Annotated in this window: 21 protein-coding genes and 4 tRNA genes; 12 read left to right on the forward strand and 13 right to left on the reverse strand. The window is 70.7% G+C overall.

Annotated elements, in window-relative coordinates:
- The first annotated feature begins 425 nt into the window (after window positions 1–425).
- Window positions 426–1,211: a DeoR/GlpR family DNA-binding transcription regulator gene (locus K336_RS0110975; protein ID WP_233418757.1), complete on the forward strand. Its 786-nt coding sequence runs from the start codon at window positions 426–428 to the stop codon at window positions 1,209–1,211.
- Window positions 1,212–1,377: 166 nt separating this feature from the next.
- Here the strand turns inward: K336_RS0110975 and K336_RS0110980 are convergent, their stop codons facing one another.
- The 5 genes from K336_RS0110980 to K336_RS0111000 form a co-directional block, all read right to left on the reverse strand.
- A complete protein-coding gene (locus K336_RS0110980) occupies window positions 1,378–1,713 on the reverse strand; it encodes an ArsR/SmtB family transcription factor (RefSeq protein ID WP_233418758.1) in 336 nt (111 codons plus the stop codon).
- The gene (locus K336_RS16105; RefSeq protein ID WP_051245708.1) at window positions 1,691–2,938 is read right to left on the reverse strand and encodes an MFS transporter; all 1,248 of its coding nucleotides are present in this window, start codon (window positions 2,936–2,938) and stop codon (window positions 1,691–1,693) included. The genes K336_RS0110980 and K336_RS16105 overlap by 23 nt, the downstream gene beginning before the upstream one ends.
- A 586-nt stretch (window positions 2,939–3,524) precedes the next feature.
- Window positions 3,525–4,106, reverse strand: a complete 582-nt coding sequence (locus K336_RS17170) for a hypothetical protein (RefSeq protein ID WP_028707048.1) — start codon at window positions 4,104–4,106, stop codon at window positions 3,525–3,527.
- A 335-nt stretch (window positions 4,107–4,441) separates the two neighbouring features.
- Window positions 4,442–4,987: a hypothetical protein gene (locus K336_RS0110995; protein WP_028707049.1), complete on the reverse strand. Its 546-nt coding sequence runs from the start codon at window positions 4,985–4,987 to the stop codon at window positions 4,442–4,444.
- 912 nt (window positions 4,988–5,899) lie between these two features.
- Window positions 5,900–5,984, reverse strand: a tRNA-Leu gene (locus K336_RS0111000).
- A gap of 34 nt (window positions 5,985–6,018) precedes the next feature.
- On the opposite strand from K336_RS0111000, the gene K336_RS16115 reads away from it, so the two are divergent.
- From K336_RS16115 to K336_RS0111015, 3 genes are all read left to right on the forward strand, one after another.
- Window positions 6,019–6,873 (forward strand): tetratricopeptide repeat protein, encoded by an 855-nt coding sequence (locus K336_RS16115; protein WP_028707050.1) that lies wholly within the window; start codon window positions 6,019–6,021, stop codon window positions 6,871–6,873.
- Window positions 6,874–7,015: 142 nt separating this feature from the next.
- On the forward strand, window positions 7,016–7,285 hold the full coding sequence (locus K336_RS0111010; protein WP_021796530.1) for a GlsB/YeaQ/YmgE family stress response membrane protein: 270 nt from the start codon (window positions 7,016–7,018) through the stop codon (window positions 7,283–7,285).
- A gap of 165 nt (window positions 7,286–7,450) precedes the next feature.
- Window positions 7,451–8,533 (forward strand): tetratricopeptide repeat protein, encoded by a 1,083-nt coding sequence (locus K336_RS0111015; RefSeq protein ID WP_155945077.1) that lies wholly within the window; start codon window positions 7,451–7,453, stop codon window positions 8,531–8,533.
- A gap of 306 nt (window positions 8,534–8,839) precedes the next feature.
- On the opposite strand, the gene bcp is transcribed toward K336_RS0111015, so the two are convergent.
- Entirely contained in the window at window positions 8,840–9,319 is a 480-nt protein-coding gene (gene bcp / locus K336_RS0111020) for a thioredoxin-dependent thiol peroxidase (protein ID WP_028707052.1), read from the reverse strand.
- A 213-nt stretch (window positions 9,320–9,532) separates the two neighbouring features.
- Between bcp and K336_RS0111025 the strand changes: the two genes are divergently transcribed.
- The 3 genes from K336_RS0111025 to K336_RS0111035 all read left to right on the forward strand — a co-directional run bounded on the left by K336_RS0111025 (window position 9,533) and on the right by K336_RS0111035 (window position 10,357).
- Window positions 9,533–9,829 (forward strand): DUF3618 domain-containing protein, encoded by a 297-nt coding sequence (locus tag K336_RS0111025; RefSeq protein ID WP_162142605.1) that lies wholly within the window; start codon window positions 9,533–9,535, stop codon window positions 9,827–9,829.
- 43 nt (window positions 9,830–9,872) lie between these two features.
- A complete protein-coding gene (locus K336_RS0111030; protein WP_051245711.1) occupies window positions 9,873–10,169 on the forward strand; it encodes a GroES family chaperonin in 297 nt (98 codons plus the stop codon).
- Between the two features lie 115 nt (window positions 10,170–10,284).
- Window positions 10,285–10,357, forward strand: a tRNA-Lys gene (locus tag K336_RS0111035).
- Window positions 10,358–10,847: 490 nt separating this feature from the next.
- On the opposite strand, the gene K336_RS16120 is transcribed toward K336_RS0111035, so the two are convergent.
- The 7 genes from K336_RS16120 to K336_RS0111070 all read right to left on the reverse strand — a co-directional run bounded on the left by K336_RS16120 (window position 10,848) and on the right by K336_RS0111070 (window position 17,210).
- The gene (locus K336_RS16120) at window positions 10,848–11,624 is read right to left on the reverse strand and encodes a type 1 glutamine amidotransferase (protein WP_043120347.1); all 777 of its coding nucleotides are present in this window, start codon (window positions 11,622–11,624) and stop codon (window positions 10,848–10,850) included.
- On the reverse strand, window positions 11,618–12,919 hold the full coding sequence (locus K336_RS16125; protein ID WP_043150903.1) for a MurT ligase domain-containing protein: 1,302 nt from the start codon (window positions 12,917–12,919) through the stop codon (window positions 11,618–11,620). The genes K336_RS16120 and K336_RS16125 overlap by 7 nt, the downstream gene beginning before the upstream one ends.
- Window positions 12,920–13,034: 115 nt before the next feature.
- The gene (locus K336_RS0111050) at window positions 13,035–13,889 is read right to left on the reverse strand and encodes a hypothetical protein (RefSeq protein WP_028707055.1); all 855 of its coding nucleotides are present in this window, start codon (window positions 13,887–13,889) and stop codon (window positions 13,035–13,037) included.
- Between the two features lie 304 nt (window positions 13,890–14,193).
- Window positions 14,194–14,712: a GNAT family N-acetyltransferase gene (locus K336_RS0111055; protein ID WP_028707056.1), complete on the reverse strand. Its 519-nt coding sequence runs from the start codon at window positions 14,710–14,712 to the stop codon at window positions 14,194–14,196.
- Between the two features lie 310 nt (window positions 14,713–15,022).
- Window positions 15,023–15,095, reverse strand: a tRNA-His gene (locus K336_RS0111060).
- 210 nt (window positions 15,096–15,305) lie between these two features.
- Window positions 15,306–15,923 (reverse strand): oligoribonuclease, encoded by a 618-nt coding sequence (orn, locus tag K336_RS0111065; protein WP_028707057.1) that lies wholly within the window; start codon window positions 15,921–15,923, stop codon window positions 15,306–15,308.
- Between the two features lie 75 nt (window positions 15,924–15,998).
- Window positions 15,999–17,210 carry an MFS transporter gene (locus K336_RS0111070; protein ID WP_081660783.1) on the reverse strand — a complete coding sequence of 404 codons (1,212 nt, stop codon included), beginning with the start codon at window positions 17,208–17,210 and terminating at the stop codon, window positions 15,999–16,001.
- 204 nt (window positions 17,211–17,414) lie between these two features.
- Here K336_RS0111070 and K336_RS0111075 point away from each other — a divergent pair.
- The 5 genes from K336_RS0111075 to K336_RS17880 form a co-directional block, all read left to right on the forward strand.
- Window positions 17,415–17,487, forward strand: a tRNA-Arg gene (locus K336_RS0111075).
- 147 nt (window positions 17,488–17,634) lie between these two features.
- Window positions 17,635–19,086 (forward strand): PrsW family intramembrane metalloprotease, encoded by a 1,452-nt coding sequence (locus tag K336_RS0111080; protein WP_028707058.1) that lies wholly within the window; start codon window positions 17,635–17,637, stop codon window positions 19,084–19,086.
- Window positions 19,087–19,221: 135 nt separating this feature from the next.
- Window positions 19,222–21,066 carry a GTPase family protein gene (locus K336_RS16130; protein WP_081660784.1) on the forward strand — a complete coding sequence of 615 codons (1,845 nt, stop codon included), beginning with the start codon at window positions 19,222–19,224 and terminating at the stop codon, window positions 21,064–21,066.
- Window positions 21,063–22,718: a GTPase gene (locus K336_RS0111090; protein WP_043150907.1), complete on the forward strand. Its 1,656-nt coding sequence runs from the start codon at window positions 21,063–21,065 to the stop codon at window positions 22,716–22,718. The genes K336_RS16130 and K336_RS0111090 overlap by 4 nt, the downstream gene beginning before the upstream one ends.
- Window positions 22,719–22,874: 156 nt before the next feature.
- On the forward strand, window positions 22,875–23,098 hold a 224-nt coding region (locus tag K336_RS17880), incomplete at its 3' end, for a transposase (protein ID WP_028707060.1).

The following is a 23,098-nucleotide window of genomic DNA, read 5'->3' on the forward strand; positions in this document are numbered from 1 at the left end:
CCGGCCCGCGCCCAAGGGGCGGCGCCCAGGCGAACCCGGCACGCCGACACCTCAACCCGGCCAGACCGAACCAGCCGCAGACGGCGGGCGCAACACCCACGCGCGCACCTTCCCCGGGCGGACGTACCTGGCGTCCGCGACCGGCCCCCCATCCCAGCGGACCACCCACTGGCAGGGCCGCCACCAGTCCCTGCTCCGATCCGGCACTGGTCGCACCGCGCATGACCGTCTGACGGCACCAGCGAGAAAGCACCGGCCCCGGGTCAGGTCAGGGGGCATTCCCGGCATCGGTGGGCAGCGCTCCGACCAAGAGGGATCCTCATGGCCGGACCGCGGTGAATAAGCTTTTCCTGCAGTGCCGATTCAGGTCATCTGTTGGGGGTGTGATGACAATGAGGAGAAACCAGGAGGAACGATCCCCGGGAATGGGCATCCGGGCACGCCAGCTGGCCATCGCCAAGGCGGTCATGGCCGGTGACGCCGCGACGGCCGAGGAACTCGCCGGTCTCATCGGCGTGTCGGTGATGACGATCTACCGGGACGTGAGCATCCTCGAGGACTGCGGCGTGCTGCGCAGGAACCGGGGCCGCATCGTCGCCGTGGTGAACGGCCTGCACGCCGTGGACGCCATTTTCAGGGTGGAGCAGGGCTCGGAGGAGAAGAGGATCATCGCCCGAGCCGGGGCCTCGCTCGTCGCGCCGGGGAGCTCCGTCCTGCTGGACGATTCCAGCGCCGGAGTGTGGCTGTTCAGATCCCTCGACCGCGTCGACACCCTGACGATCGTGACCAACTCGTTGCTCATCGCGAACCAGGCGATATCGATGAAGGCGTCCGGGCTGGTCATCATCGGCGGGGAGTACCGTCCGTGGGCCCATTCGTCCATGGGGTCCATCACGATGGAGGCGCTCAAGAGGATCGCGACGGATTACTGCTTCCTGTCCGCGCCCGGGATCGTGGCCATGTCCTGCGTCCACCTCTACGAGGAGGTGGCCGAGGTCAAGAGGGCCATGCTGCGGGCCGGGAGCGAGTCCGTCCTGCTCGCCGACCACGCCAAATTCTCCAGGAGGGGGATTTTCAGGTTCGCCGATGTCGGTGAGTTCGACCATGTCATCGTGGATTCGGGAACCCCGGAATCGATCGTCTCGGAGCTGCGCATGAGGAGCCCAGACGTCATCGTCGCAGGCGATGAGCCCGTGGTGGCCGAGGGCTGATCCCGGTCCGGGGCGCTCGGGTGAGCCGGCAGAAGGGGGCCCGACGCTTCACTGTGCGGTGATCGCTCGTCAATTCGCAATCTCCGCACAGTCAGCGCCGCCCGGGGTGCCGGTGACGCCGAGAGGGGCTGGTGATGCTCGCCCGGTCGCCGAGCGGGGTCTTCCCTCAGCGCGCCGCCCGGTGATGCGGTGGCGTCTCGTACAGGGCGTGCTCGCTGAGCTGGAGCGCATTGGTCACGAGTGCGATCACGTGCTCGCTGGGGCTCTGGTAGTGGTTCGTCGTGCCGTTCTTGCGCACCCCGATGAGCCCCGCAGTGCGCAGCTTGGCCAGGTGCTGCGAGACGGCCGGCATCGGCCGGTCGAGTGCCCGCGCGATCTCGGTCACGGACATCTCTCCCTGACTCAGCATCGCCAGGATCGACAGGCGTGTGCGGTCGGCGAGCAGTTTGAGCACCTCGACCGCGTATTCGACCTCGTCGTCATGGGGTGGCTCGGGGCTCACGATCATCCTCACTGCTCTGCGTCCGGTCCCACAGTACGACGCCCGCCCCCGCCGCGGCAGCACCGAGCCCCGCCATGACGAGCGCCGTCCGGCTCAGCCCCCAGTCCGCCAGCGCGCCGGTGAGCGGATAGCACACCAGCCAGCAGCCGTGCGAGAGCGAGAACTGCCCGGCGAACGCCGCCGACAGCCTTCGCTCGGGGGCCGCGCGGGGGATCAGGCGTCCGATCGGCATCTCGACACCGGCCCAGCCGACGCCGATGAGCGCCCACAGCACCGCGATCGCCCCGGGTGCCCACGGGGCGGAGGCCCGGGCCAGGACCGCGGCCGCCGCCACGAGGGCCGTGCACAGCAGCGCCGCCCCGGGCAGCATCACGGTGCGCTCGTCCAATCGGTGGAGGATGTGCGGCAGGGCCAGCGCCGTGGCGATCGAGCCGGCCCCGTTCGCCGCCAGGAAGAGCGCGACGGCCGTCTGCGACATGCCGAAGTCCGAGCGGACGATCACCACCGTCTGTACCAGTACGTAGGAGACGACAGCGGCGATTGTCACATTGAGCGCCACGACTGGCCGCAGCGCCGGGGTCCGGAAGAACAGCTCGATGCCGACCCTCGCGCGAGTGCCGAAGGGCTCCTCGTCGTCATCGGTGGTGATGCCCAGGCCGTGCGGGATCGCTGCCGACAGCACGAGCAGCGCCGAGGCGGCGAAGCCGATCGCCGTACCGAAGAAGAGCGCGTCAGCCCGGACCACCAGCAGCAGCGCCGCGGCGAGCATCGGCGAGACGATCGTCTCGAGGTCCTCGGCCAGGCGTGCCAGTGAGAGGGCATTCGTGTAATCGTCCTCGTCGGGCAGCACAGCCGGCACGACCGACTGGAAGGTCGGCGTGAAGACCGCCGAGGCGGCCTGCAGGACGAAAACGAGCGCGAAGATCTGCCAGATCGCGTCGACGAACGGCAGGCACAGCGCCGCGGCCAGGCGCAGGCAGTCTGAGCCGACCATCACGGCTCGTCGCGGGAGACGGGCGACGGCTGCGTTCGCCAAGGGGGCGATGACGACGTAGGCGATCATCTTCACCGTGAAGATCGCCCCGAGCACGGCGCTCGCGTCGGCGCCCGCGATGTCGTAGGAGACGAGCCCCAGCGCGACCGTCGCCAGACCGCTGCCCAACAGTGAGCAGACCAGCGAGCCGAACAGGTGCGAGTACACCCGGTGGCGTAGAACCTTCATCATAGATGCATGATTGCACAATTATGAAAATAAAGACAGAGGGTGCGCACACGGGGCCTGTTCGGTCGGGGGCAGTCGGGAATGGGCCGTCCATGGCGTCGACACAGCCCGCGGGTCCTGCGCCGCCGGGGCAGCTCCTGATGGGCACGCTCGCGGAGTCAGGGAGGCTCGCGGTGATTGGGAGGAGGGATCCATCGGTCGTCCTCCCGCCCAGAGGCGCAGCGGGGCGAGGCTCGCGCGGCTGAGGGCGAGGGGCTGAGGGGTGGTCGTCCACGGCGTCACGCAATCCTGATCGTGTCTGCCGGGGTCGTGAAGAAACCACCGTGAACCTGCGAACACCGCGAGGCCTGTTCACAGCCTCAATGAACCAGGTCATGGCCAGGGGTTGCGTCTCTCGCTGAGCCTCCGTGAACAAGCCCCCACGGACAGGTCTCAAGGCGCCGATGAAGTCCCTTGGTCGGAAAAGACCGCGCAGAGCCCCCGCGCACGCCCCCGCACCCCCGGGAAGCTTATTCAAGGCTCTTGGCGAACTCTACTCTGGCTGGGTGTTTTCCCTTGGCAGTGCGCCAGTTTTGGACAACCCATGCTGTCATCGGTCTGGTTCGGTGAGGACGGAGACGAGTTCGATGACGGTGATGGCACGAGTGCCGGCGGGTCGGGTGACGGTGTCGGTCCCGGATCGGCCGGCGGCGGTCCATGAGACGTTCCATGTACGGGTCGCTGTGACCGTGTACTCGCCGGTGTGTTCCCAGGTGTGTCCGCAGTACGGGGATGGGGCGTTGACTCCGTCCGGGTTGCGGTACGGAACTGTATGGTGGCAGGTCTGTCGGCGGCCGTCGCCGGTGTCCACGGTGAGGATGCCGGGTGTGGCGGTGATGTCGATGGTCAGGCCGTCGGCTGTGACGCTGGTGTGGAGGACGCCGGGGTCGGGGGCGTGGAACCAGGTGTGGAATCCCACTGCGGTGGCGCCCCATTCGTTGGCGGCGGGGTCCGGGTCGAGGAGAAGGCCCGGTTCGGTCAGGGTGAGTGAGGCGATCGCCCGGCGGGCGGCCTCGGCGGGGTCCACGGCCGGGCCGGCGGCCGGGGCGCTACCTGCTGGGGTGTCCGGGCCGGTGGTGCGGGAGACCGCGTAGAGGCAGCTGGTCGTGACGGCCGGGTCGGGATCGGCCACGAGCCGGCGGCACTCCTCGACACGAGCATCCCCACCGCCCCCGCCACCGGAGCCGGCGGGGGCCCAGTCCCCGGCCGCCGCCGGGGCCCACTGCCGGCCCGGCCCCTCGGAGACCGCTGGAACGAATCCGCCACCAGCGCCGGCGGCATCACCGGCAGACCGATAAGCATCCGACGCCGACACCGAATAATCAGAACCAAAATCAGACGTTTCAATACTGGTGTCGTGAGAAGTATAGCTGTCCTGTTCAGAACAATTAGTCCCAGTGCATGCGCTTGCCATGGGAGGGAAGCAGACGGATGCTCCCAGAAGAAGCAAAGTACTGCTTATGGAGATCAATTTCCGTTGCATGAGTCGATCGCCTCGCTTGTGCTTCCATAAATCTTGAGAGACCCATCCATGTCGTACTTGAAAAATAGAACGTGAGCGTTGTATCCGCCACCGACAATGGCACCGTTGGCGTCAACGAGGGGACTCTGGGAAGAGTCGACGCACACGGACAGGGTCGCTACCGAGTCTTCCCTCGTGATCTCAGGCGACCGCCGGACATAGGCGATCCATGATCGCGTACCCGGCTGTGACCGCCACCCCTTACTGGCCACCTGCGACAGACTCTGCGCCTCCAAGCCCGCGAAAGGCTGCATGACGTATTGGTTCATCTCAAGCGGCAGACTCTCAGCACCGCCTGCCGCGTAGGCGTCTTCCTCGAGCTCGAACAGGGCCCGGTAGACCCGCTCGGCCTCCGCGTACAACTCGTCCTGCGACAACGACGCCGACGCAGACGACACCAGCGCAGACGACGCCGGCGCCGACGGGCCGGCAGACCCCCGCCGGCCGCACGCCGGCACCACGACCACCGCGCAGAACACACCCAGGACCACGGCCCGGCACCATCGCCGACTCACGGAACGACCTCCACAGGGGGTGGGAAGTACACGACGCCATCATCGTCGCATACCCACCCCCGCCACCGAAAGGCCTGTGGAAAACCCCGCAACCGGCCGGCCTCGCAGAACCCGACCAGACCCGGCCCGCACCAGCCGGCCCGCATCAACCGGCCCGCGCCCAAGGGGCGGCGCCCAGGCGAACCCGGCACGCCGACACCTCAACCCGGCCAGACCGAACCAGCCGCAGACGGCGGGCGCAACACCCACGCGCGCACCTTCCCCGGGCGGACGTACCTGGCGTCCGCGACCGGCCCCCCATCCCAGCGGACCACCCACTGGCAGGGCCGCCACCAGTCCCTGCTCCGATCCGGCACTGGTCGCACCGCGCATGACCGTCTGACGGCACCAGCGAGAAAGCACCGGTCCCCGCCCCTCACCTCGCGTTTGTGTTCCCGCCTCGCATTCGTGCTCCCACCTCGCGTTTGTGTTCGCACCCGGGATATGTCTGAGGTGTTAACGAAAAAGTGAGGTGGGAACGGGTCTGGTGGGTGGGGCCGTCATGAGAGATCGTCTTCGACTTCAGTGAGCGCGACCTTCGACTTCAGTAGGCGCGACCGCCCCGGCGAACGATTCGCTCCGGACATCATGAGGCTTATTCAAAACTCATGACAAACCCGACCCTGACTAGGTGTTCGTCTTTGACGACGCGCTGTTTTGAATAACCCTCCATACTCCGGCCCCGCCGTGGTGCGTGTGGGGCGGCCAGCCGCAGTCGGAGGCCTTCGACGATGAGCTGGGTCCCGCCGCGCGTGGGGTGGCCCTGCCCTGCAGGGAGTTGAGGCGCCGCTTCGCCGCTGGATCCCGTCGCGTGTGGGGCGGCCGCGGGGCCCGGACGGTGCTCAATCGTGGTGCCGGAGAAGGGGCTCGAACCCTCACGCTGCGAAGCACAGGAACCTAAATCCTGCGTGTCTACCAGTTCCACCACTCCGGCGGGGCCCGGCCAGTCTAACCTGTAGGGTACGGGCATGCCGCAGCAGAACCAGCCCTCCGAGCCCGCGCCCACGATCGACGAACTGGCTCGTGACTACGGCCCGGACCATCCGCGCGTCATCGCGGCCCGGCTCGACGCCGCCGACGGGCTCGGCGAGGCCGGTGATCCGGTCGAGGCAGCGCGGCTCTACGAGGAGCTCATCGCCGACTGCACCCGCATCGGCGGCCCCGACCACGAGGTCACGCTCGTGACCCGCAACGACCACGCCAACTGGGTCGGCAAGGCGGGCGACCCGGCCCGCGCCGCCGACCTGTTCGAGGCCCTCGCCGTCGACATGGAGCGCGTCTACGGCCCCGACGACCCCAACACCCTCGCCGTCCGCGCCGGAACCGCGGGCTGGCAGCTGCGCGCCGGGCGGACCGACGAGGCCGCGCGCATCTACGACGAACTCGTCCCCGACCTGGTGCGCGTTCTCGGCGATGACGACCCGCAGGTGCTCGACGCCCGGGCCGCCCACGCCGCCGCCCTCCGTGACCAGGGCCGCCTCGAGGAGGCCGTCGCGGTCTACGAGCTGCTGCTGCCCGCCCAGCTGCGCGTCCTCGGCCCCGACGACGAGAGCACCGGGGCCACGCGCAGCCAGCTCGAGGTGCTGCGGGCCGGCGCGTCCCGGAGTCCCGCTGAGGGGATTGGGGACGGTGCGAACGCGGGGGTGGTGACCATCGACCAGGATCCGTACTTGGCCGTCGTCGGGCCGGGGCGAACGCGGGGGCGTTCGGCTGCGGGGTGGGCCGTGAGCCGGCACGGGGGCGCGAGGACGGCCGCTCGGCGCTGGCGGGCTCGGTATACCCGATCCTTTTCGGCGAGCCGGTGGGCGCAGGATGCCCGCTGACGGGCTGAGCCGACCCTGAGCGGCCCACGACGGGTCGGGGTGCTTGTCACAGCTCGGTAACATAATGTGTTCACCGCGGACCGTCAGGGCCGCGGTGGGCACCTGCCGACAACGGCCGGTCAGCGACCGAAAGGACATCATCATGGGACTGCTCGCCTTCCTCCTGCTCGGCCTCATCGCGGGCGCCATCGCCAAGCGGATCATGCACGAGGACCGGGGCGGCTGCCTCGTCACGACGTTGCTCGGCGTCCTGGGCGCCATGCTGGGCGGCTACCTCGGCGCCTCCTTCCTGGGCGTGTCGCTGGGCTCCTTCTTCTCGCTGCGCACGTGGCTGCTGTCCATCGGCGGTTCACTGGTCGTGCTGTTCCTCTACGGGCTGCTCACCAACAACAGGCGCTCCGGACGCGGGTGAGGCCGGCGCCCGGCGGGCTCGCTCTGCCAGTTCTCGGCGGCCGCGGGCGAGGTGAGCGTCGGCGCGGGTGGGGCGGGCCCGATGGTGCGCAGCCGGGCCCGCCAACCCCCTCGTCCGCCGCCCGCGGCTCGGTCTGCGACACTGGCACCGGGCCGGAACCGGCCCGTGACGAGCCACGACCAGCAACACGACGAGGAACAGGTGACGCGGATGGCGCCCGAGCAGATCAGCCCGCTGGAGCAGACGATCATCAACCAGACCCGCGAGCTCGGCAAGGACCACCCCACGGTGCTGTCCAGCCGCGCCAACCTCGCGGCGCAGGTGGGCGAGGGCGGCGACCCGGCCCGGGCCGCCCGCCTGTACGAGCAGCTGCTGCCCGATCTGGAGCGCGTCCTCGGTGCCGACAGCGCCGACATGCTGCTCGGGCGCAGCAACCACGCCCACTGGGTCGGCTGCGCCGGCGACCCGGCCCGCGCCGCCGAGCTCGACAAGGAGCTCGCCGCCGACATGGAGCGCCTGCTCGGCCCCAACCACCTCAACACGTTCACCACCCGCGCCAACTACGCCGGGTGGCTCGGCGAGGCCGGCCACCCGGACCAGGCCGCCGAGCTCTACGAGAAGTTCGTCGCCGACCAGACCGCCGTCCTCGGCAAGGACAACGCCGACGTGCTCGTGAGCCGGGCCAACCACGCCGACATGCTGCGCCGGGCCGGCCGCAGCGACGAGGCCGCCGACGAGTTCGAGCGCCTGGTCGCCGACCAGACCCGCGTGCTGGGCGCCGACCGCCCCGACACCCTGGCCCTGCGCGCCAACCTCGCCGAGTGCCTCCTCGAATCCGAGCAGCCCGAGCGCGCCGTCGAGGTCTACGAGGGGCTCATCCCCGACGAGCGCCGCGTCCTCGGCGCCGACCACCCCGACGCGCTCGTCACCCGCGCCAACCATGCCGAGCTGCTCGGCAGGCTGGGGCGCGCCGACGACGCCATCGCCGAGTTCGGCCGACTCGCCGACGAGGTCGGCCCAGCCATGGGTCCGGCCCACCCGTTCACCGTGGCCGTGCGCGGCAACATGGGCAATCTGCTCGCCCAGCAGGGACGCATCGCCGAGTCCCTTGAGGTGTTCGAGGCCATCCTCGCCGACATCGAGCCCGAGTTCGGGTCCGACGACCCCAACACGGTCACGGCCCGCACCTCGGTCGAGTACCTGCGCGAGCAGCTGCGCCAGCGGGGCCCGACGTCCCGCGACCTCTGAGCCCGCGGCGGAGGGCCCGCCCGAGGATGGCCTCCAGCTGCGCCAGCAGGGCCCGACGACGACCTCTGAGTCGATCCGGCGTCCGTGACCGGTCTGTGCGATCATCCGCCGGTGCGCCCGCGCCTTCCGCTTACCGACGGCCGCCGGCTCCGCAGGGCTCCCGCGGCCCCAGGGGCTCCTCGCGACCCGGTTCCCACGGATCCGGGCCCCGGGGGACGTCGCCCGTCCCACTCCGGCCCCTGGTTCCCACGGGACCGGTCCCGTGGCGCCCCTGGACCGGACCCGCCGCTCAGTCGATCCCGCTGCTCAGCCGATGCCGAGTTCGCGGGCGATGCGGTCGACGTGCCCCTTGGCGCGCACGTTGTACATCGCCCTGCGAACGGTGCCGACCCCGTCCGCGTCGACGTCGATGATGAAGGTCGAGCGGATCAGGCCGGTGATCATCTTGCCGTAGATCATCCGCTCGCCCCACACGCCGTACGCCTCGATCGCCTCGTGCTCGGGGTCGGACAGCAGCGTCACCCGCAGTTCCCTGCGCTCGCGGAACTCCGCGAGCCTGTCCCGGGCATCGGGCGAGATGCCGATGACGTCGACGCCAGCCGCCGCGAAGGAGTCGACGTGGTCGGTGAAGTCGACTGCCTGCGTCGTGCAGCCGGGGGTGAGGGCGGCGGGGTAGAAGTACAGGACGACCGTGCGGGAGCGGTGATCGGCGAGACGCACCGTTCTGCCGTCCGCGTCGGGCAGGGCGAACTCGGGGGCCGTGGCGCCATCTGTCAGCTGAGTCATGACCCCACCCTATTGAGCCGGTGTGCCGCCGCCCGCCATCGCCGCCCACCGGCCCCGATTCGCCATCGGGGTCGGGGGTGGGAATAGGCTGTGGGCACCACCACCGGCGGTTCGGCCCCGTGTACGTGTAGGCGCGAACGGCCCCGGTGGTCCGAATCGAGGTCCCCGCACCGGCGCCGACACCCGGAGCGGATCTGAGCAATGGAGGAAGCCGTGGCCAAGTCCGAGACCAACATCGACCAGATCAGGGCGCGCATCGCCGCCTCGCGCCGTCAGGTCGCCGGCGGAGTGCAGGGTCTGACCGCGACTGTGCACCCCACCGCCGTGAAGAACCAGGCCGTCTACGAGACCAAGACCTTCGCCAACGACAGCTACGAGAGCGCCAAGAACGCCTTCATCGATGAGTCCGGCCCCCGGTGGGACCGCATCGGCACCGTCGTCCTGGCCGTCGCCGGCGTCGCCGTCCTCGGCCTGTCCGTGCGCGGCCTCGTGCGGGCGATCCGTGGCTGACGAGCAGACGGCGCCCGACCCCGTCCCGGAGCTCCCCATCCGCATGCTCCACGAGCGCGTCCTCGTGAGCATGGACGAGGACAAGGGCGAGCGGCGGTCCGAGGGAGGGATCCTCATCCCGTCGACGGTGCAGATCGCCCACCGCCTGGCCTGGGCCCGCGTCGTCGCCATCGGCCCCAGCGTCCGGGCCGTCTCGGTGGGCGACAGGGTGCTGTTCGATCCCGAGGACCGCGCCGAGGTCGAGGTGCGCAACAAGGCCTACGTGCTGCTGCGCGAGCGCGACCTGCACGCCGTCGCCGACGAGAACCTGCCCGGGGGCCAGACTGGCCTGTACCTGTGAACGGGACCGGACAAGGACCGATGCGTCCCCGCACCGGACGGCTCGGGGACGAGCGGGCCCGGCGCGGGCACGATTTGCGCGGCGGTGCCGAAGGACCTATAGTTCTTTGACGCACGCGCTGCTAGCTCAATTGGCAGAGCAACTGACTCTTAATCAGTGGGTTCAGGGTTCGAGTCCCTGGCGGCGCACGACAGGGGATTCCCGCCGTGATCGGCGGGGATCCCCTTTTCCGTTCCGTGCCGGTGGGGCCCACGGCAGATGGACGCCCACGATGGAACCCCCGCGAGGTCGCAGATGAGTTGGGTGGGGGATCCCTTTCCTTCGCGCCGCACCGGTGAGCGGCCCACCCGTGCTCACCGGACCGGCGTACGACGGCGCAGAACCGTTTTCGAACCACTCGCCCCCCGGTCTCGCTTGCACGGAGACTCATTCACAGCGCCTGCAGATGACGCTGTGACCAGGGGCGACGAATCGCAATCCGGCCCCTGTGAATAAGCCTCATGGGCGCACGACGGCGCGGACCGACCGGCGCGGAACCGCGCGTGCAAGCCCTCGACTACCGATTCCACGTCGTCCTGGCGCGAACCGGCCGCCGCGGAACCGCGTGTGCAAGAAACGGTTGTTCGCAGTGGGGGTGCGGGCGTACGGCAGTGCGGACCGACCGGCGCGGAACCAGGCTCACTCGCGTTCGCCGAGCCAGCGGGTGTCCTCGGCCAGGTTCCTCGAGTGGCGCGCCACGGCGATGCGCTGGCGGCGCAGCTCGTCGAGCTCCGCGCTGATCCGCGCGTTCGGCAGGGGCCCGAGTTCGGTGCCCAGGGCCAGCTCGAGCAGGTGATCGGCCAGCGCGGGGTTGCGCGGCAGGTTCGGGCCGTGCGGGTATGACCCGATGACCCTGCCCTGGACGGCGCCCTCGGTGCCGTCGCCGCAGTTGCCGACCCCCAGCTCGACCTGCGCGAACGGCCTCGCGTCGGGGCCGAGCGTCGTGTAGCCGCCGTGGTTCTCGAAGCCGGTGATCAGGCTCGTGGAGCCGTCGGGTCGCTCCCAACGGGTGAGGATCTCGCCGACGGCGCGTCGAGGCCCGCGGCGGGTGGTGACGTCGAGCAGCCCCAGGCCCTCCATGACCTCGTCGTGGTCGCCCACGGTGAAGCTCCGTCCGCAGATCTGGTAGCCGGCGCACACGGCGAAGAGCACGGCCCCCCGGTCGAGGGCCCGGAACAGGCCGCCGTCCGCCTTCAGCTCGCGTACGGCGGCGATCTGGGCGAGGTCCTCGCCGCCGCCCAGCAGGTAGACGGCGCCGTCGTCCGGCACGGGCCGGCCGGGCTCGACGGTGACGAGCTCGGCGTCGATGCCACGCCAGACGAGGCGCTTGGTGAGCACCGTGCCGTTGCCGTGGTCGCCGTAGATGCCCAGCAGCGACTGGTAGACGACAACGATCTTGACTGGTTCGTTCACCATTCCACGCCGCCCATCTTGCAGAGGTTGAGGAAGGCCGTGTAGGTGGCCAGGACGTCGACGGTGCCCTCGTAGGGGCGGGCCATCGCCTCGCGGAGCGAGTCGACGACCTCGTGGTCGACCTCGGCGTACGACAGGCGCACGGCCAGATCCTGGGCCCGCGGGCCGGTGCAGATGACGTGCCGGCCGGCGAGCCTCTCGAACTCGACGTCCCACAGCCAGCTGACGTCGGTGCCGTCGGCGATCGCCGAGTCGATGGCCAGGACGACCGGGTCGGAGGCCATGACGAGCAGGGACTCGGCCCAGCCGGCCGGGTTCTTCGCCAGGAGCAGCCGGGCCCGGTTGTCGCCGAAACGACCGATCGAGAAGCGCCCGGCGGGGGCCCGCACCGTGCCCATCGCCGCCAGCGCGACGGTCGGGTCGATGCCCATCTCGATGGCCGCGGCCAGCGCGCAGGTGGCGTTGCCGCGGTTGAAGCGTCCCGGTACCTGCAGGTCGAGCGTCCAGCGGGCGCCGTCCGGGCCGGTGACCTCGTCGCCGCGTACCGCGTAGTCGGCCCGGTGCTGGCCGAGCGCGCAGCCGGGGCAGTTCCACGAGCCGTCGCCGTCGTACTCGAGGATCGCCCCGCAGGACGGGCACAGGGCGGCGTCGGCGGTCCATCCGCCGATGCCCATGTCGACCCAGATGACCCGGCGGGCGGCCTCCGCCGACCAGGTGACGAGCGGGTCGTGGATGTTCGCGACGACGGTCGGCCCGTTCTCGCCGGCGTCGGTCAGGGCCGCGCGCCACTTCTTGCCGAGCGAGGCGATCTCGTGGTGGCGGTCGAGCTGGTCGCGGCTGAAGTTCAGCATGACGAGCACCTCGGGGCGGCCCCTGGTGATCATGTCGGGGACGATCTGCTCGTCCGTCTCGAGGATCGCCACCGGCGCCCTGACGTTCTGGGACAGGGCCGAGGCGATGCCCTCGCGCAGGTTCGCGCCGTCGGCGTTCGTCACGACGTCACGGGTGCCCCAGGCGGTCTCGGCCGCGGCGGCCAGGAGATGCGTCGTGGTGGTCTTGCCGTTCGTGCCCGAGACGGCCGCGATGCGCCGACCGGCGATGAGCTCGGCGAACATCATCGGGTACAACCGGGTGATGACCTGGCCTCGGATCGAGGCGCCGGAGCCGCGTCCTGCCTTGCGGGAGGCCCATGCGGTGAGGTTCCCGATGCCGATCGCGGTGTTGCGCCAGAGCTTCCGGCCGATCGTCGGATCAACTGGTCGCGCGTGCCGGAACCGCTGGCTGGGTGATGAGGCCATGACCCCATTGTGGCAGCCCCGCGCGCCCGCCTGGGCCCGGTGCCGTCCTCACGGGACCCGGCACGCAGCGCACGGGACGACGATGGTGCCCCGGCGTCCGGTGCGGTGCCCGTCGTCAGCCCTGCGGATGCTCGTAGGGGTTGCGGGGCGACGTCCAGGCATCCTGTCCGGGGGCCTGCTGGCCCGGGAATCCTGGAATCTGCTGCCCGGGGTAGGGCTGCTGCGGGTAGGGCTGTCCAGGGTAGGGCTGCCCGGGATAGGGCTGTTGGGGGCTCGGCTGGGGCGCAGCCGGCTGGCCGTACTGCTGCGGCGCCATGGTCTGCGGGGGCTGGCTGAACTGGGGTCCGGGCTGCTGGCTGTTCGCCCGGGGTGCGGGCTGCCGGCCGCTGTACTGCTGGGGTGTTCCGGTCTGCGGGGTCTGCTCCTGCTGGGATGTCGCGGTCTGCGGGGGCCGGCCTTCGTATCGCTGGGACTCGGGCTTCTGCCCGTACTGCTGCGGTGCTGGGGTCTGCGGGGTGTACTGCTGGGGTGCCGCGGTCTGCGGGGCCCGGCCGTACTGCTGAGGTGCGGTCGGCTGGCCGTACTGCCGGGAGGGGCCCGGCGCGCCCATGATGCTCTGCGCTGCCGACATGGGTTGGGCGTAGGGCTGCTGAGCCGGGTTCACGGCCGGTGGGGTGCGTTTGGCCGCGGTCTGCACGGCGGCCAGGGTCAGCAGGGCGACGCCCCCGAGGAGCAGCAGTGTGGTGGTGACCGAGTTGATGATGAGGATGCTGTTGGAACTGCCGTGGATGAAGAAGCTGAAGGTGAGGCTCCACAGATGCCGGGCGATCAGGACACCGATGCCGACCGCCGCCATGGTGCGAGCACGGTCAGCGCGCATCTGCACGAGAACGAGGATGAGCAGGGCGACCAGCACGAGGAGGCTGAGGACCACCATGATGGTGGAGACGGCGGAATAGGCGGCGTACATGAATGGCACTTTACGGGACGACGGCCTCTTCCGGCGGGGGGGTGGGGCGACCGGGCGCTCGTGACGGGGCGGCGCTCCACGGGGCGATGTCCTCTCTCTCGACGAGGGTTCCCGTGTCCGGCGTCCGTGGTTCCGTCGTGTCCGGCGTCCGTGGTCTCCGTGCTTCCCGCCTCGTTCTCGTGTTGACACCCGGCTCATGTCCGAGGTGGAAGCGCAAGCAAGAGTGAGGTGGGAGCGGGCCAGCGGCCTCGGCAGCGGGTCAGCGAGTCCGACATGGGGAGTGGATCAAGGACGAGGGAGTGGATCAAGGGGCCGGACGGACGGCGAGGGTGAGATCCGCGCAGTGCAGCGTGGTGTTGACGTATTCGCCACCATCGCGACGGAAGCCGCCGGGGACGTGCCCGATCTCGGTGAAGCCGAGTCGTTCGTACAGCGCCCGTGCGGGGCGATCCGTCGAGACCACTGCGTTGGACTGGAGGGCGCGGAGGCCCAGCTGCGCGGCCGTGCTCATGCTGTGCCGCACCAGCCGCTCGCCGACGTCTCGGCCTCGGCCGGACGAGGCCACCGCATGACTGGCGTTGGCGATGTGCCCGCACCGCCCGATGCTGTTGGGGCGGAGGACGTGGACGCCCAGGACCCGACTGTCGCCGGTGCCCCTGGCGACGCCGGTGAAGGACTGGGCGGCGAAGAAGCCGGCCGCCTCGTCGGCGCCGAGCTCGTCGGTCTGCGGGAATGCGTCGCCTGTTGCGACGACCTCGTTCCGGACGGCGCGGACGCCCCCGACGTCCTGTGACGTGAGCCGCTCGACGGTGGTGCCCGTCATCGCTTCTGCTCCGTGTCCCTCCTTCGGGTCGGACCGGTGCGGGGCCCGATGCGGCCGGGACGCCCTGGGCGTTGCCGAGGGTGGTGGCGCCGGACCCGTGCGGGCCCGATCGAGCTCCCCGCGTCCCGTCCCCCTGCTCGACCGTTTCTCCGGCCTGACTCGCTTCCCGCCCCGCTTTTGTGCTGACACCTCGGACATAACCCGGGTGTTGACGCATACGTGAGGTGGGAACGGGTCGGGGAGAACGTCGAGGCCGGTCCGGAGGAACGATGAAGGGTTCGGAGCGCAAGACTCCGAACCCTTCTCTCCGGGTGGATGACGAGATTCGAACTCGCGACCACCTGGACCACAACCAGGGGCTCTGCCAACTGAGCTACATCCACCATCGCCGTCCACGGCCGCGGAACCCGGGAGTTCTGCGAACAGACAGCCCGGTCATCCTAGCCGACGCCGGCATCAGGCCCCAAATCGGGCCGGGCGTCGGAGGCCCCGGGCCGGCGGCGGTTCCGGCGGCTGCTCGGTCGACGGTCCCGAAAGGAGTCGGCACGGCCGGAGGTCCGTCACCCCGCCCGCCGTGCCCGGGGACACCGGACTCAGGCCTGCTCGCGGCCGAATCCCGTGATGCTGCCCTGGCAGCGGGCCGCGATCTTCTTGGCCTCGCTCGCGGTGGGGCCGGGCTCGGGCACCATGACGGCCTCGCGGAAGTACATGAGCTCCTCGATCGATTCCTTGATGTCCGCCAGGGCGCGATGGTTGCCGTTCTTCTCCGGCGCGTTGAAGAAGGTGCGCGGGTACCAGCGGCGGGCCAGCTCCTTGATCGAGCTGACGTCGATATTGCGGTAATGCACGTAACCCTCGAGCTCGGGCATGTCCTTGAGCAGGAAGCTGCGGTCGGTGCCGATCGTGTTGCCCGCCAAGGGCGCCTTGCGCGGCTCGGGCACGTACTGCTTGATGTAGGCGAGCACCCGCTCCTCCGCCTCGCGCATCGTCGTCGTGCAGACCCGCAGGTCCTCGAGAAGACCCGACGTGGTGTGCATCTCGGTGACGAACTCGCCCATGTTCGCCATCGCCTCGTCGCTGGCCCTGATGACCACGTCGATGCCGTCCCCCTGGATGTTCAGCTCGCCGTCGGTGACGAGACAGGCCACCTCGATGAGCTCGTCATGGGCCAGGTCGAGCCCGGTCATCTCGCAGTCGATCCACACCAGCATGTTGTTGTTCACATCGGTCAACTCTAGTCGGGCGGGCCGGCCGTCCCCCGCGACGCTCCGGACGTCGCAAGGGACTCAGCCATCGGTCCTGCGCGGCACGTAGCGTGAGAGCCACCAAGTGCCGACCAGACCGATGACACCCACGGTCAGGGCGCTGGCCGGAAGACCGGCCGCCCCGGCGACGGCGCTCACGACGAGTGGGCCCACGGCGTTGCCGGAATCGGCGAACAGGCGCCAGCCGGCCAGGAACTGCGAACGGCCCCAGGTGGGGGAGACGTCGGCGCCGAGCGTTATGACGATTCCGGACGAGACGCCGTTGCCGACGCCGAGCAGGGCCGCGACGAGCGCGATGGTCGCTGCGTGGTGGGTCAGCGGCAGGACGAGGAGGCCGGCGCTCATCGTGGCGATGGCCGGAAGCGTCACCCAGCGGCGCCCGAGACGGTCCATGATGAGGCCGCCGGGGAAGAAGAGGAGAACGTCGCAGCCCATCGACATGGAGTAGATGAGGCTCGTCGTGGCGGCCGGGATGCCGTGCGCCTCGCACCACAACGGGATGATCGTCTGGCGCACCGCTCGGATGAGCATGAGGCCCAGGCATCCGGTGCCCAGGGTCAGCAGGACGCGGCGGTTCGCCCGCAGCACGGAGAGGGTCCGGGCGTGGTCGCCGCGGCTGCGCTGCCTGATGGCCGCCAGCCCGTGCTCCTCGCCGGGCAGGTCGGGCATCGTGAACGTGACGACGGCGGCGACGAGTGACATCCCCGCGGCGAAACCGAACGCCGCGGGAAGGCTCCATCGGTTGATGATGGCGGCGGCGGCCAGCGGCCCGATGAACCAGCCGACGCGCATGACACCGCCGAGCGTCGACATGGCGCGGGCCCGCCAGCTCAGCGGAATGCGCTCGGTCAGATAGGTCTGCCGGGCCAGGCTGAAGACCGACCCGGTGAGTCCGTGGCAGAGCACGGCCAGGGCCAGCAGGACGAGCGAGTGCGAGGCGAAGACGACGGCCATCATGACGGCGTCGACGAGGCAGGCCAGTACGATCGAGTACTTCTCGCCGATGCGATCGGTGACGAAACCGGCGGGCAGGTCGCCGATCGCCTGGGCGATGCCGGTCAGGGCCGTGATGAACGCGGCGACGCCGACGCTCGTCCCCAAAGCACGGGCCTGGATCGCGATGAGCGGGATGACGGCTCCGAAACCGATCGAGGCGAGGACGGTGGGCCCGTAGACCGCGGTGAGCGTGCGGACCCACGACCGCCGCGCTCGTTCCCCCTCCACGGACCCCATGGTCCCACCGCGCGCACCGGCTCCGTGGGAGCGTTCACCCATCGTCCGGCCCAGCGCGGGGCGCGACGACGCTCCACGTCTTCGCGGTGGAGTCGGACGGGGCGGCCCTCGCCCGCGAGGGGCGCGATGTGCGCGTCCCGCCCCGGTGCCGCACCCGCCACTGCGGTCCGGTGCTGGTGCCGCTCAGTAGAATGCAACGAGCAGGGCCCGGTAGCTCAGCGGATAGAGCAGCAGCCTTCTAATCTGTCGCGCGTGGGTTCGATTCCCACCCGGGCCGCCTTCGCGGGACGGGGCGCATGGGGTGCGCCGCCCCGCCCCGCGCCCGGGCCCACCGCGCGTCGGGGCCGTGATCCTGCGCGTCGGAGCCGTGCCCGTCCCGTGCGTCCCCCGAACGGGTGTCGGCGGCCCCGGGTAATCTTGCCGCGTGTCCACGCAGCTGCCCGCACCCGCCGCCCCCGCCGAGCACGGGGGCGAATCGATCGCCCGCGAGCGTCGCGACCGCAGGATCGCGGGCCTGCCGCGTCCGGTCGAGCCGGGGCTGACACGCTGGCAGCGTTTCCGCAACGGCCCGCTCGGCTGGCTGACTCTCGCGTTCCTCCCGTTCTGCGCCTTCCTGCTGTGGCTCACCTACCGCATGTACGAGGTGACGATCACCACCGCCGTCGGCGACTACACCGAGCAGCAGACCGGCACACGCTCGACGCCCACCATCGCCCAGTTCAACGAGGCCCTGTGGAAGTGCACGAGGCTCGCGTTCGTCACGCTCGCCATCGGCCTGGTCCTCTACTTTCTCATCGACCGGCTCCGCCCCACGACACTGCGCCTGAAGGCCGTCGCCCTGGCCTGGGGAGGGGCGGTCGCCGTGTTCGTCTCGTCGATGATCAACACGTGGGCCTCGACAATGGTCACCGCCGACGAGACCGACGAGCTGGGCAGCGTGCGTGCCGCCATCTTCATCGCGCCCTTCGTCGAGGAGGCCGCCAAGGCGACGATCCTGTTCCTCCTGGCCATCCTCGTGCGCCACCGGCTCCTGTCGGTCATTCAGATGGTCACGATGGCCGGTCTGTCCGCCGTCGGCTTCGCCGTCGTCGAGGACATCGTCTACTACGTCCGGATGTACCTGTACGGCTCCCTCGCCTACGGCGTCGACGCCGACGGCGCGTTGCGGCAGATCTTCTACCTCCGTGGCCTGCTCACCTGCTGGGGCCACCCGCTGTTCACGACCTTCACCGCCATCGGTGTGGGCGTGGCTCTGCGCAACCGCAGCAAGGTCGTGCGCGTCGTCGCGCCGCTCGCCGGCTACTGCTTCGCCGTGTGCGCGCACATGGGATTCAACGGCTCCCAGTCGGTCGGCGTCAGCACGGGGCTGCTGATCGCCGTCGGTGCCTTCCTCATCGTCTTCCTCCTGCTGCGCTACATCCGCCTGGTGCTCGCCGAGTCACGTCAGATGCGCGCCCGCCTGCAGGACTTCGTCTCGAACGGCTGGCTCGGCGTCCACGACCCGATCATGTTCAGCCGCTACCGAGCGCGCCTCAAGCTGATCTGCGCCGCTGCGCTGCGCGGGCCGCGCTGCCTTGTCGCCACCGTCCGCCTCATCCACGACATGTCGGAGCTGGCCCAGGTGCGCCTCGGCGTCGTCAACGGGCTGACCGGCGCCGCAGCCGTCGGGCGCGAGCGCGAGCTGCTCCTGAGCATCCGCGCCCTGCGAGGCCGGGCGCTCGACAACACCGACGGCCTCACGGTCAAACCGCCCACTTGGACGTGGCACAATCTCACGGCCTGGGTTCGCGCCCATCTGCCACGCCGCCGCCCCAGGACGCCCTTCTACGCGCCGCCCCCGCCGTCGCAGGTCCCCATCGGCGCTCCTCGGCGATAGCCTTGTGGAGTCCGCCGTGCGCACCGTCGGCGGACGGACCCGGTACCGGCGACGGCCCTCCGAGCCCGAGGCGGCCCGCACCGTCCGTGCGGGCCCGGCCCAGGCCCGCACCTGCTGCGGCGGAAAGGAATCTGCATGGGTGCCACAGAGCTCGCCAGCGCGTTGAAGGGACTGCGCGGCGCACTTGAGTCCGTCCGCCTCCCCCTGCCCGGCCCCTCGGTCGGGGAGCATCGGGCGCGGCGCCGGGCCCTGCTCGACCAGCTCGACGACTATGTGCTTCCGCGCCTGGCCAATCTCGAGGCCCCGCTGCTGGCCGTCGTCGGCGGCTCCACCGGGGCGGGCAAGTCCACGCTGGTCAACACGCTCATCGGCCGCGAGGTGTCCCGCTCGGGCGTCATCCGCCCCACGACGATGAGCCCGGTGCTGGTCTTCAACCCCGCCGAGCAGGACTGGTTCGCCGACGAGCGCATCCTGCCGGGCCTGGCCCGCACCAACGTCAGCTCGACCGGCACGGGCTCCATCCAGCTGGTGCCCGAACCGAGCCTGCCCAGGGGCCTGGCGCTGCTCGACGCCCCCGACATCGACTCGGTCTCGCAGGCCAACCGGCGGCTCGCCTCCCAGCTGCTGCAGGCCGCCGACCTGTGGCTGTTCGTCACCTCGGCAGCGCGCTACGCCGATGCCGTGCCGTGGCAGTTCCTCACTTCGGCCGCCGAGCGCGGTGCCGCCGTCGCCGTGGTCTGCAACCGGATCCCGCCGGCCGGCATGAACTTGGTGCCCGGTGACCTGGCGCGTCTCATGAGCGAGCGCGGTCTTGCCGAATCGCCGCTGTTCGCCGTTCCCGAGACCGTCGTCGACGAGGCCGGGCTGCTGCCCGATGCGGCCGTCGCGCCGATCCGCGCCCATCTGGCCTCGCTGGCCGTCGACAACCAGCGCCGCGACGGCGTCGTCGCCCGGACCCTGGACGGCGCCGTGCGCGCCATGACGGAGCAGTCCCGCACCCTGGCCGGGGCCGTACGGGACCAGGCGGGCGTCGCCGACCAGCTGCGCCACGACGCCGAGACGGCCTTCGACGAGGCGGCCCGCGCCGTGAGCGTCCGCTCCGCCGACGGCACGCTACTGCGCGGCGAGGTGCTCACCCGCTGGCAGGACTACGTCGGCACGAGCGAGTTCACGAGGGCCATCGACAGCAGGATCAGCCGACTGCGCGACCGGCTCACCGCCCTGTTCAAGGGCGAGCCCTCGCAGGCCCTCCAGGCCTCGGCCGCGGCCGGGTCCGGCCTGGAGGCCCTCATCATCGAGCAGGGGCGGGCCGCCGCGGAGCGGGCGGGCGTCGCCTGGCGCGCCAACCCGGCCGGACGCGAGCTCGTCGCCGCCCACCCCGAGCTCGCCCGGGCCTCCGAGGGCCTCGACGAGCGCGCCCGGGCCGCCATCCGCGACTGGCAGGCCGACGTGCTCGCCCTCGTCACCGAGCAGGGCAAGGGCAGGCGCACCACTGCGCGGGTCGCCGCGGCCGGCGTCAACGGTGTCGGCGCCGCGCTCATGATCGTCATCTTCGCCCACACCGCCGGTCTGACCGGCGCCGAGATCGGGGTCGCCGGGGGCACCACCGTCGTCGCCCAGCGCCTTCTCGAGTCGATCTTCGGCGACGACGCGGTGCGGCGTTTGGCCAACACCGCCAAGAAGTACCTCGACACGCGTGTCGTGCGACTCATGGACTCCGAGCTCGAGCGCTACCGCTCGCTGCTCGACGAACTCGGGGTGGACGAGTCCGCCGCGGCCCGCCTCGAGGCCGCCGTCGCCGCCGTCGAGGACGTGAGGGCCGGCCGTCCGTCCGACCCGGCGCAGATCACCGCGGGCGAACAGCAGGATCCGCCGGTCGGGGCCCCGCGCGAGTCGGTGCGGATCGAACGGGTCGACGCCGACGGGGCGGGCTCCGTCGTGGATGCCGAGATCATCGACGAGACGGGGGAGCGCTCATGAACCTCGGGTCGGAACGCAGACGCAGGGCCGCGCTCACCCGGCTGAGCGAGCGCATCGGCGCCCTGTCCGAGGCGGCCGCGCTCAGTGAGGGGCGCGTCGAGGACGACGTCGTCGACTACGTGAAGGGCATCACCGAGAGGGCGGACCAGCGGCTGGCCTTCAGCGGCGACAACACGATCGTCGCCCTCGCCGGCGCCACCGGCTCCGGCAAGTCCAGCCTGTTCAACGCCCTCGCCGGTGCCCAGCTCGCTCGGAGCGGCGTGCAGCGGCCCACCACGAGACGCGCCATGGCGGCGTGCTGGGGTCCGTCGAACCCCGATCGTCTCCTCGACTGGCTCCGCGTCCCGGTCCGTACGAACGTGGGCCCCGGCAAGGGGCTCGACGGCCTCGTGCTTCTCGACCTGCCCGATCACGACTCGACCGAGCGCGAGAATCGGCTGGAGGTCGACCGCCTGGTCGCCCTCGTCGACATGCTCGTCTGGGTCGTCGACCCGCAGAAGTACGCCGACGCGGCCCTGCACGAGGGCTATCTGCGTCCGATGGCCGATCACGCCGACGTCATGGTCGTCGTCCTCAACCAGGCCGACCGTCTCACGGGCCCGCAGCTGGACCAGGCCACCGACGACCTGCGCAGGCTCCTCGACTCGGAGGGGCTGCGCGAGGTGCCGCTGCTGTGCACCTCGGCGCTCACGGGCGCGGGCGTCGACGAGTTGCTCGACCGGCTGACCGGGACCGTCCGGACCAAGCGGGCCGCCTCGGCCCGCCTCGGCGACGACATCACCTCGGCCGCCGCGGCGCTGTCCGAGGGCATCGGCGGGGACGTCCCGGCCAACGTCAACTCCGACCGCGTGAAGCAGCTGGACGCGGCGCTGGCCCGTGCCGCCGGCGTCGAGCGCGTCGGCGAGGCCGTGCTCACCTCGATGAGCCGCCGCGGCAGGGCCGCCACCGGCTGGCCGTTCGTCTCGTGGGTCCAGCGGCTGCGCCCGGACCCGCTGCGCCGCCTGCACCTCGACCTCCCGGCGGACAGGCGGAAGGATCTCGACGAGGAGCCGCCCGGTCCGACGGTGATCGAGCGCACCAGCCTGCAGACGGCCACCGGCGGCGTCGAGCAGGCTCGGGTCGGCACGGCGCTGCGCGCCCTCAGCGACGACTCCTCGCGCGGTCTGCCGCAGGGCTGGGCCGATGCCGTGCGGGCCGCCTCGAAGGCCCGCTCCGACCAGCTGCCGGCCGAGCTCGACCGGGCCGTGGCGGGCGCCGATCTCAAGCTCGGCAAGGGGCAGTGGTGGTGGCGGATCGTGCGCCTCCTCCAGTGGCTGCTCATGGCCGCCGTCATCGTCGGCCTCGGATGGCTCGGCATCGACCTGCTGCTCGAGCACCTCGGGATGGGTACGATCCCCGCGCCCGGCTGGTGGGGCATCCCGGCGCCGGTCGTGCTGGCCGGCGGGGGATCGATCGCGGGCATCGTGCTCGGCGTCCTCGCCCGGTTCGGTGTCGCCGCGGGCGCCCGCGCGGCCCAGCGCAGGGCCGTCGACGCCCTCGTGGACGCCGTCTCGGAGGTCTCCGACCGGGCGGTCATCGACCCCATCGAGGCCGAGCTGGAGCGCCACCGCGATGCGCTCGTCGCCGTGCGGAGGGCGGCGCCGAAGAACTGATCGCCGGGCGGTTCATGACGGTCGGTCGGGTTCGTGGCGGGTCGGTTGTGTTGTTCTGCTGTCAGGACAGCGCTCGGTTGGTCTTGTGTGGCGGGGTCTGGAGTGCTTGGTGTTTTTCGGACAGTGGGTGAAATGATCGTGAGGTAGAATTAGATCATGTCGGCACCGAAATACAGTGCGGAGTTTAAGGAACAAGTCGTTCTCGAGATCGTCCAGAAGTCCAGGCCGGTGGCCGAGGTAGCCAGATCGTACGGTCTTGTGGCGCAGACAGTCGGGAACTGGGTCGCACGATGGCGGAAGGAACACCCCGACCTCAGCACTGATGCCATGACCGCGGAAGAGCACGCCGAGATCAAACGTCTGAAGGCAGAGCTCCGGGA

The organism is Propionibacterium acidifaciens DSM 21887 (assembly GCF_000426605.1).
Taxonomy (GTDB): domain Bacteria; phylum Actinomycetota; class Actinomycetes; order Propionibacteriales; family Propionibacteriaceae; genus Propionibacterium; species Propionibacterium acidifaciens.

What these genes read in the sequence shown, in the direction of transcription:
- orn (WP_028707057.1), bottom strand. Translation starts at nt 15,923, where the DNA reads ATGCTGGTGTGGATCGACTGCGAGATGACCGGGCTCGACCTGGCCCAT.
- K336_RS16105 (WP_051245708.1), bottom strand. Translation starts at nt 2,938, where the DNA reads ATGATGAAGGTTCTACGCCACCGGGTGTACTCGCACCTGTTCGGCTCG.
- K336_RS16125 (WP_043150903.1), bottom strand. Translation starts at nt 12,919, where the DNA reads ATGGCCTCATCACCCAGCCAGCGGTTCCGGCACGCGCGACCAGTTGAT.
- K336_RS0110975 (WP_233418757.1), top strand. Translation starts at nt 426, where the DNA reads ATGGGCATCCGGGCACGCCAGCTGGCCATCGCCAAGGCGGTCATGGCC.
- bcp (WP_028707052.1), bottom strand. Translation starts at nt 9,319, where the DNA reads ATGACTCAGCTGACAGATGGCGCCACGGCCCCCGAGTTCGCCCTGCCC.
- K336_RS0111030 (WP_051245711.1), top strand. Translation starts at nt 9,873, where the DNA reads ATGCTCCACGAGCGCGTCCTCGTGAGCATGGACGAGGACAAGGGCGAG.
- K336_RS0111050 (WP_028707055.1), bottom strand. Translation starts at nt 13,889, where the DNA reads ATGTACGCCGCCTATTCCGCCGTCTCCACCATCATGGTGGTCCTCAGC.
- K336_RS0111070 (WP_081660783.1), bottom strand. Translation starts at nt 17,210, where the DNA reads ATGGGGTCCGTGGAGGGGGAACGAGCGCGGCGGTCGTGGGTCCGCACG.
- K336_RS16130 (WP_081660784.1), top strand. Translation starts at nt 19,222, where the DNA reads ATGGGTGCCACAGAGCTCGCCAGCGCGTTGAAGGGACTGCGCGGCGCA.
- K336_RS0111090 (WP_043150907.1), top strand. Translation starts at nt 21,063, where the DNA reads ATGAACCTCGGGTCGGAACGCAGACGCAGGGCCGCGCTCACCCGGCTG.
- K336_RS0111055 (WP_028707056.1), bottom strand. Translation starts at nt 14,712, where the DNA reads ATGACGGGCACCACCGTCGAGCGGCTCACGTCACAGGACGTCGGGGGC.
- K336_RS16115 (WP_028707050.1), top strand. Translation starts at nt 6,019, where the DNA reads ATGCCGCAGCAGAACCAGCCCTCCGAGCCCGCGCCCACGATCGACGAA.
- K336_RS16120 (WP_043120347.1), bottom strand. Translation starts at nt 11,624, where the DNA reads ATGGTGAACGAACCAGTCAAGATCGTTGTCGTCTACCAGTCGCTGCTG.
- K336_RS0111010 (WP_021796530.1), top strand. Translation starts at nt 7,016, where the DNA reads ATGGGACTGCTCGCCTTCCTCCTGCTCGGCCTCATCGCGGGCGCCATC.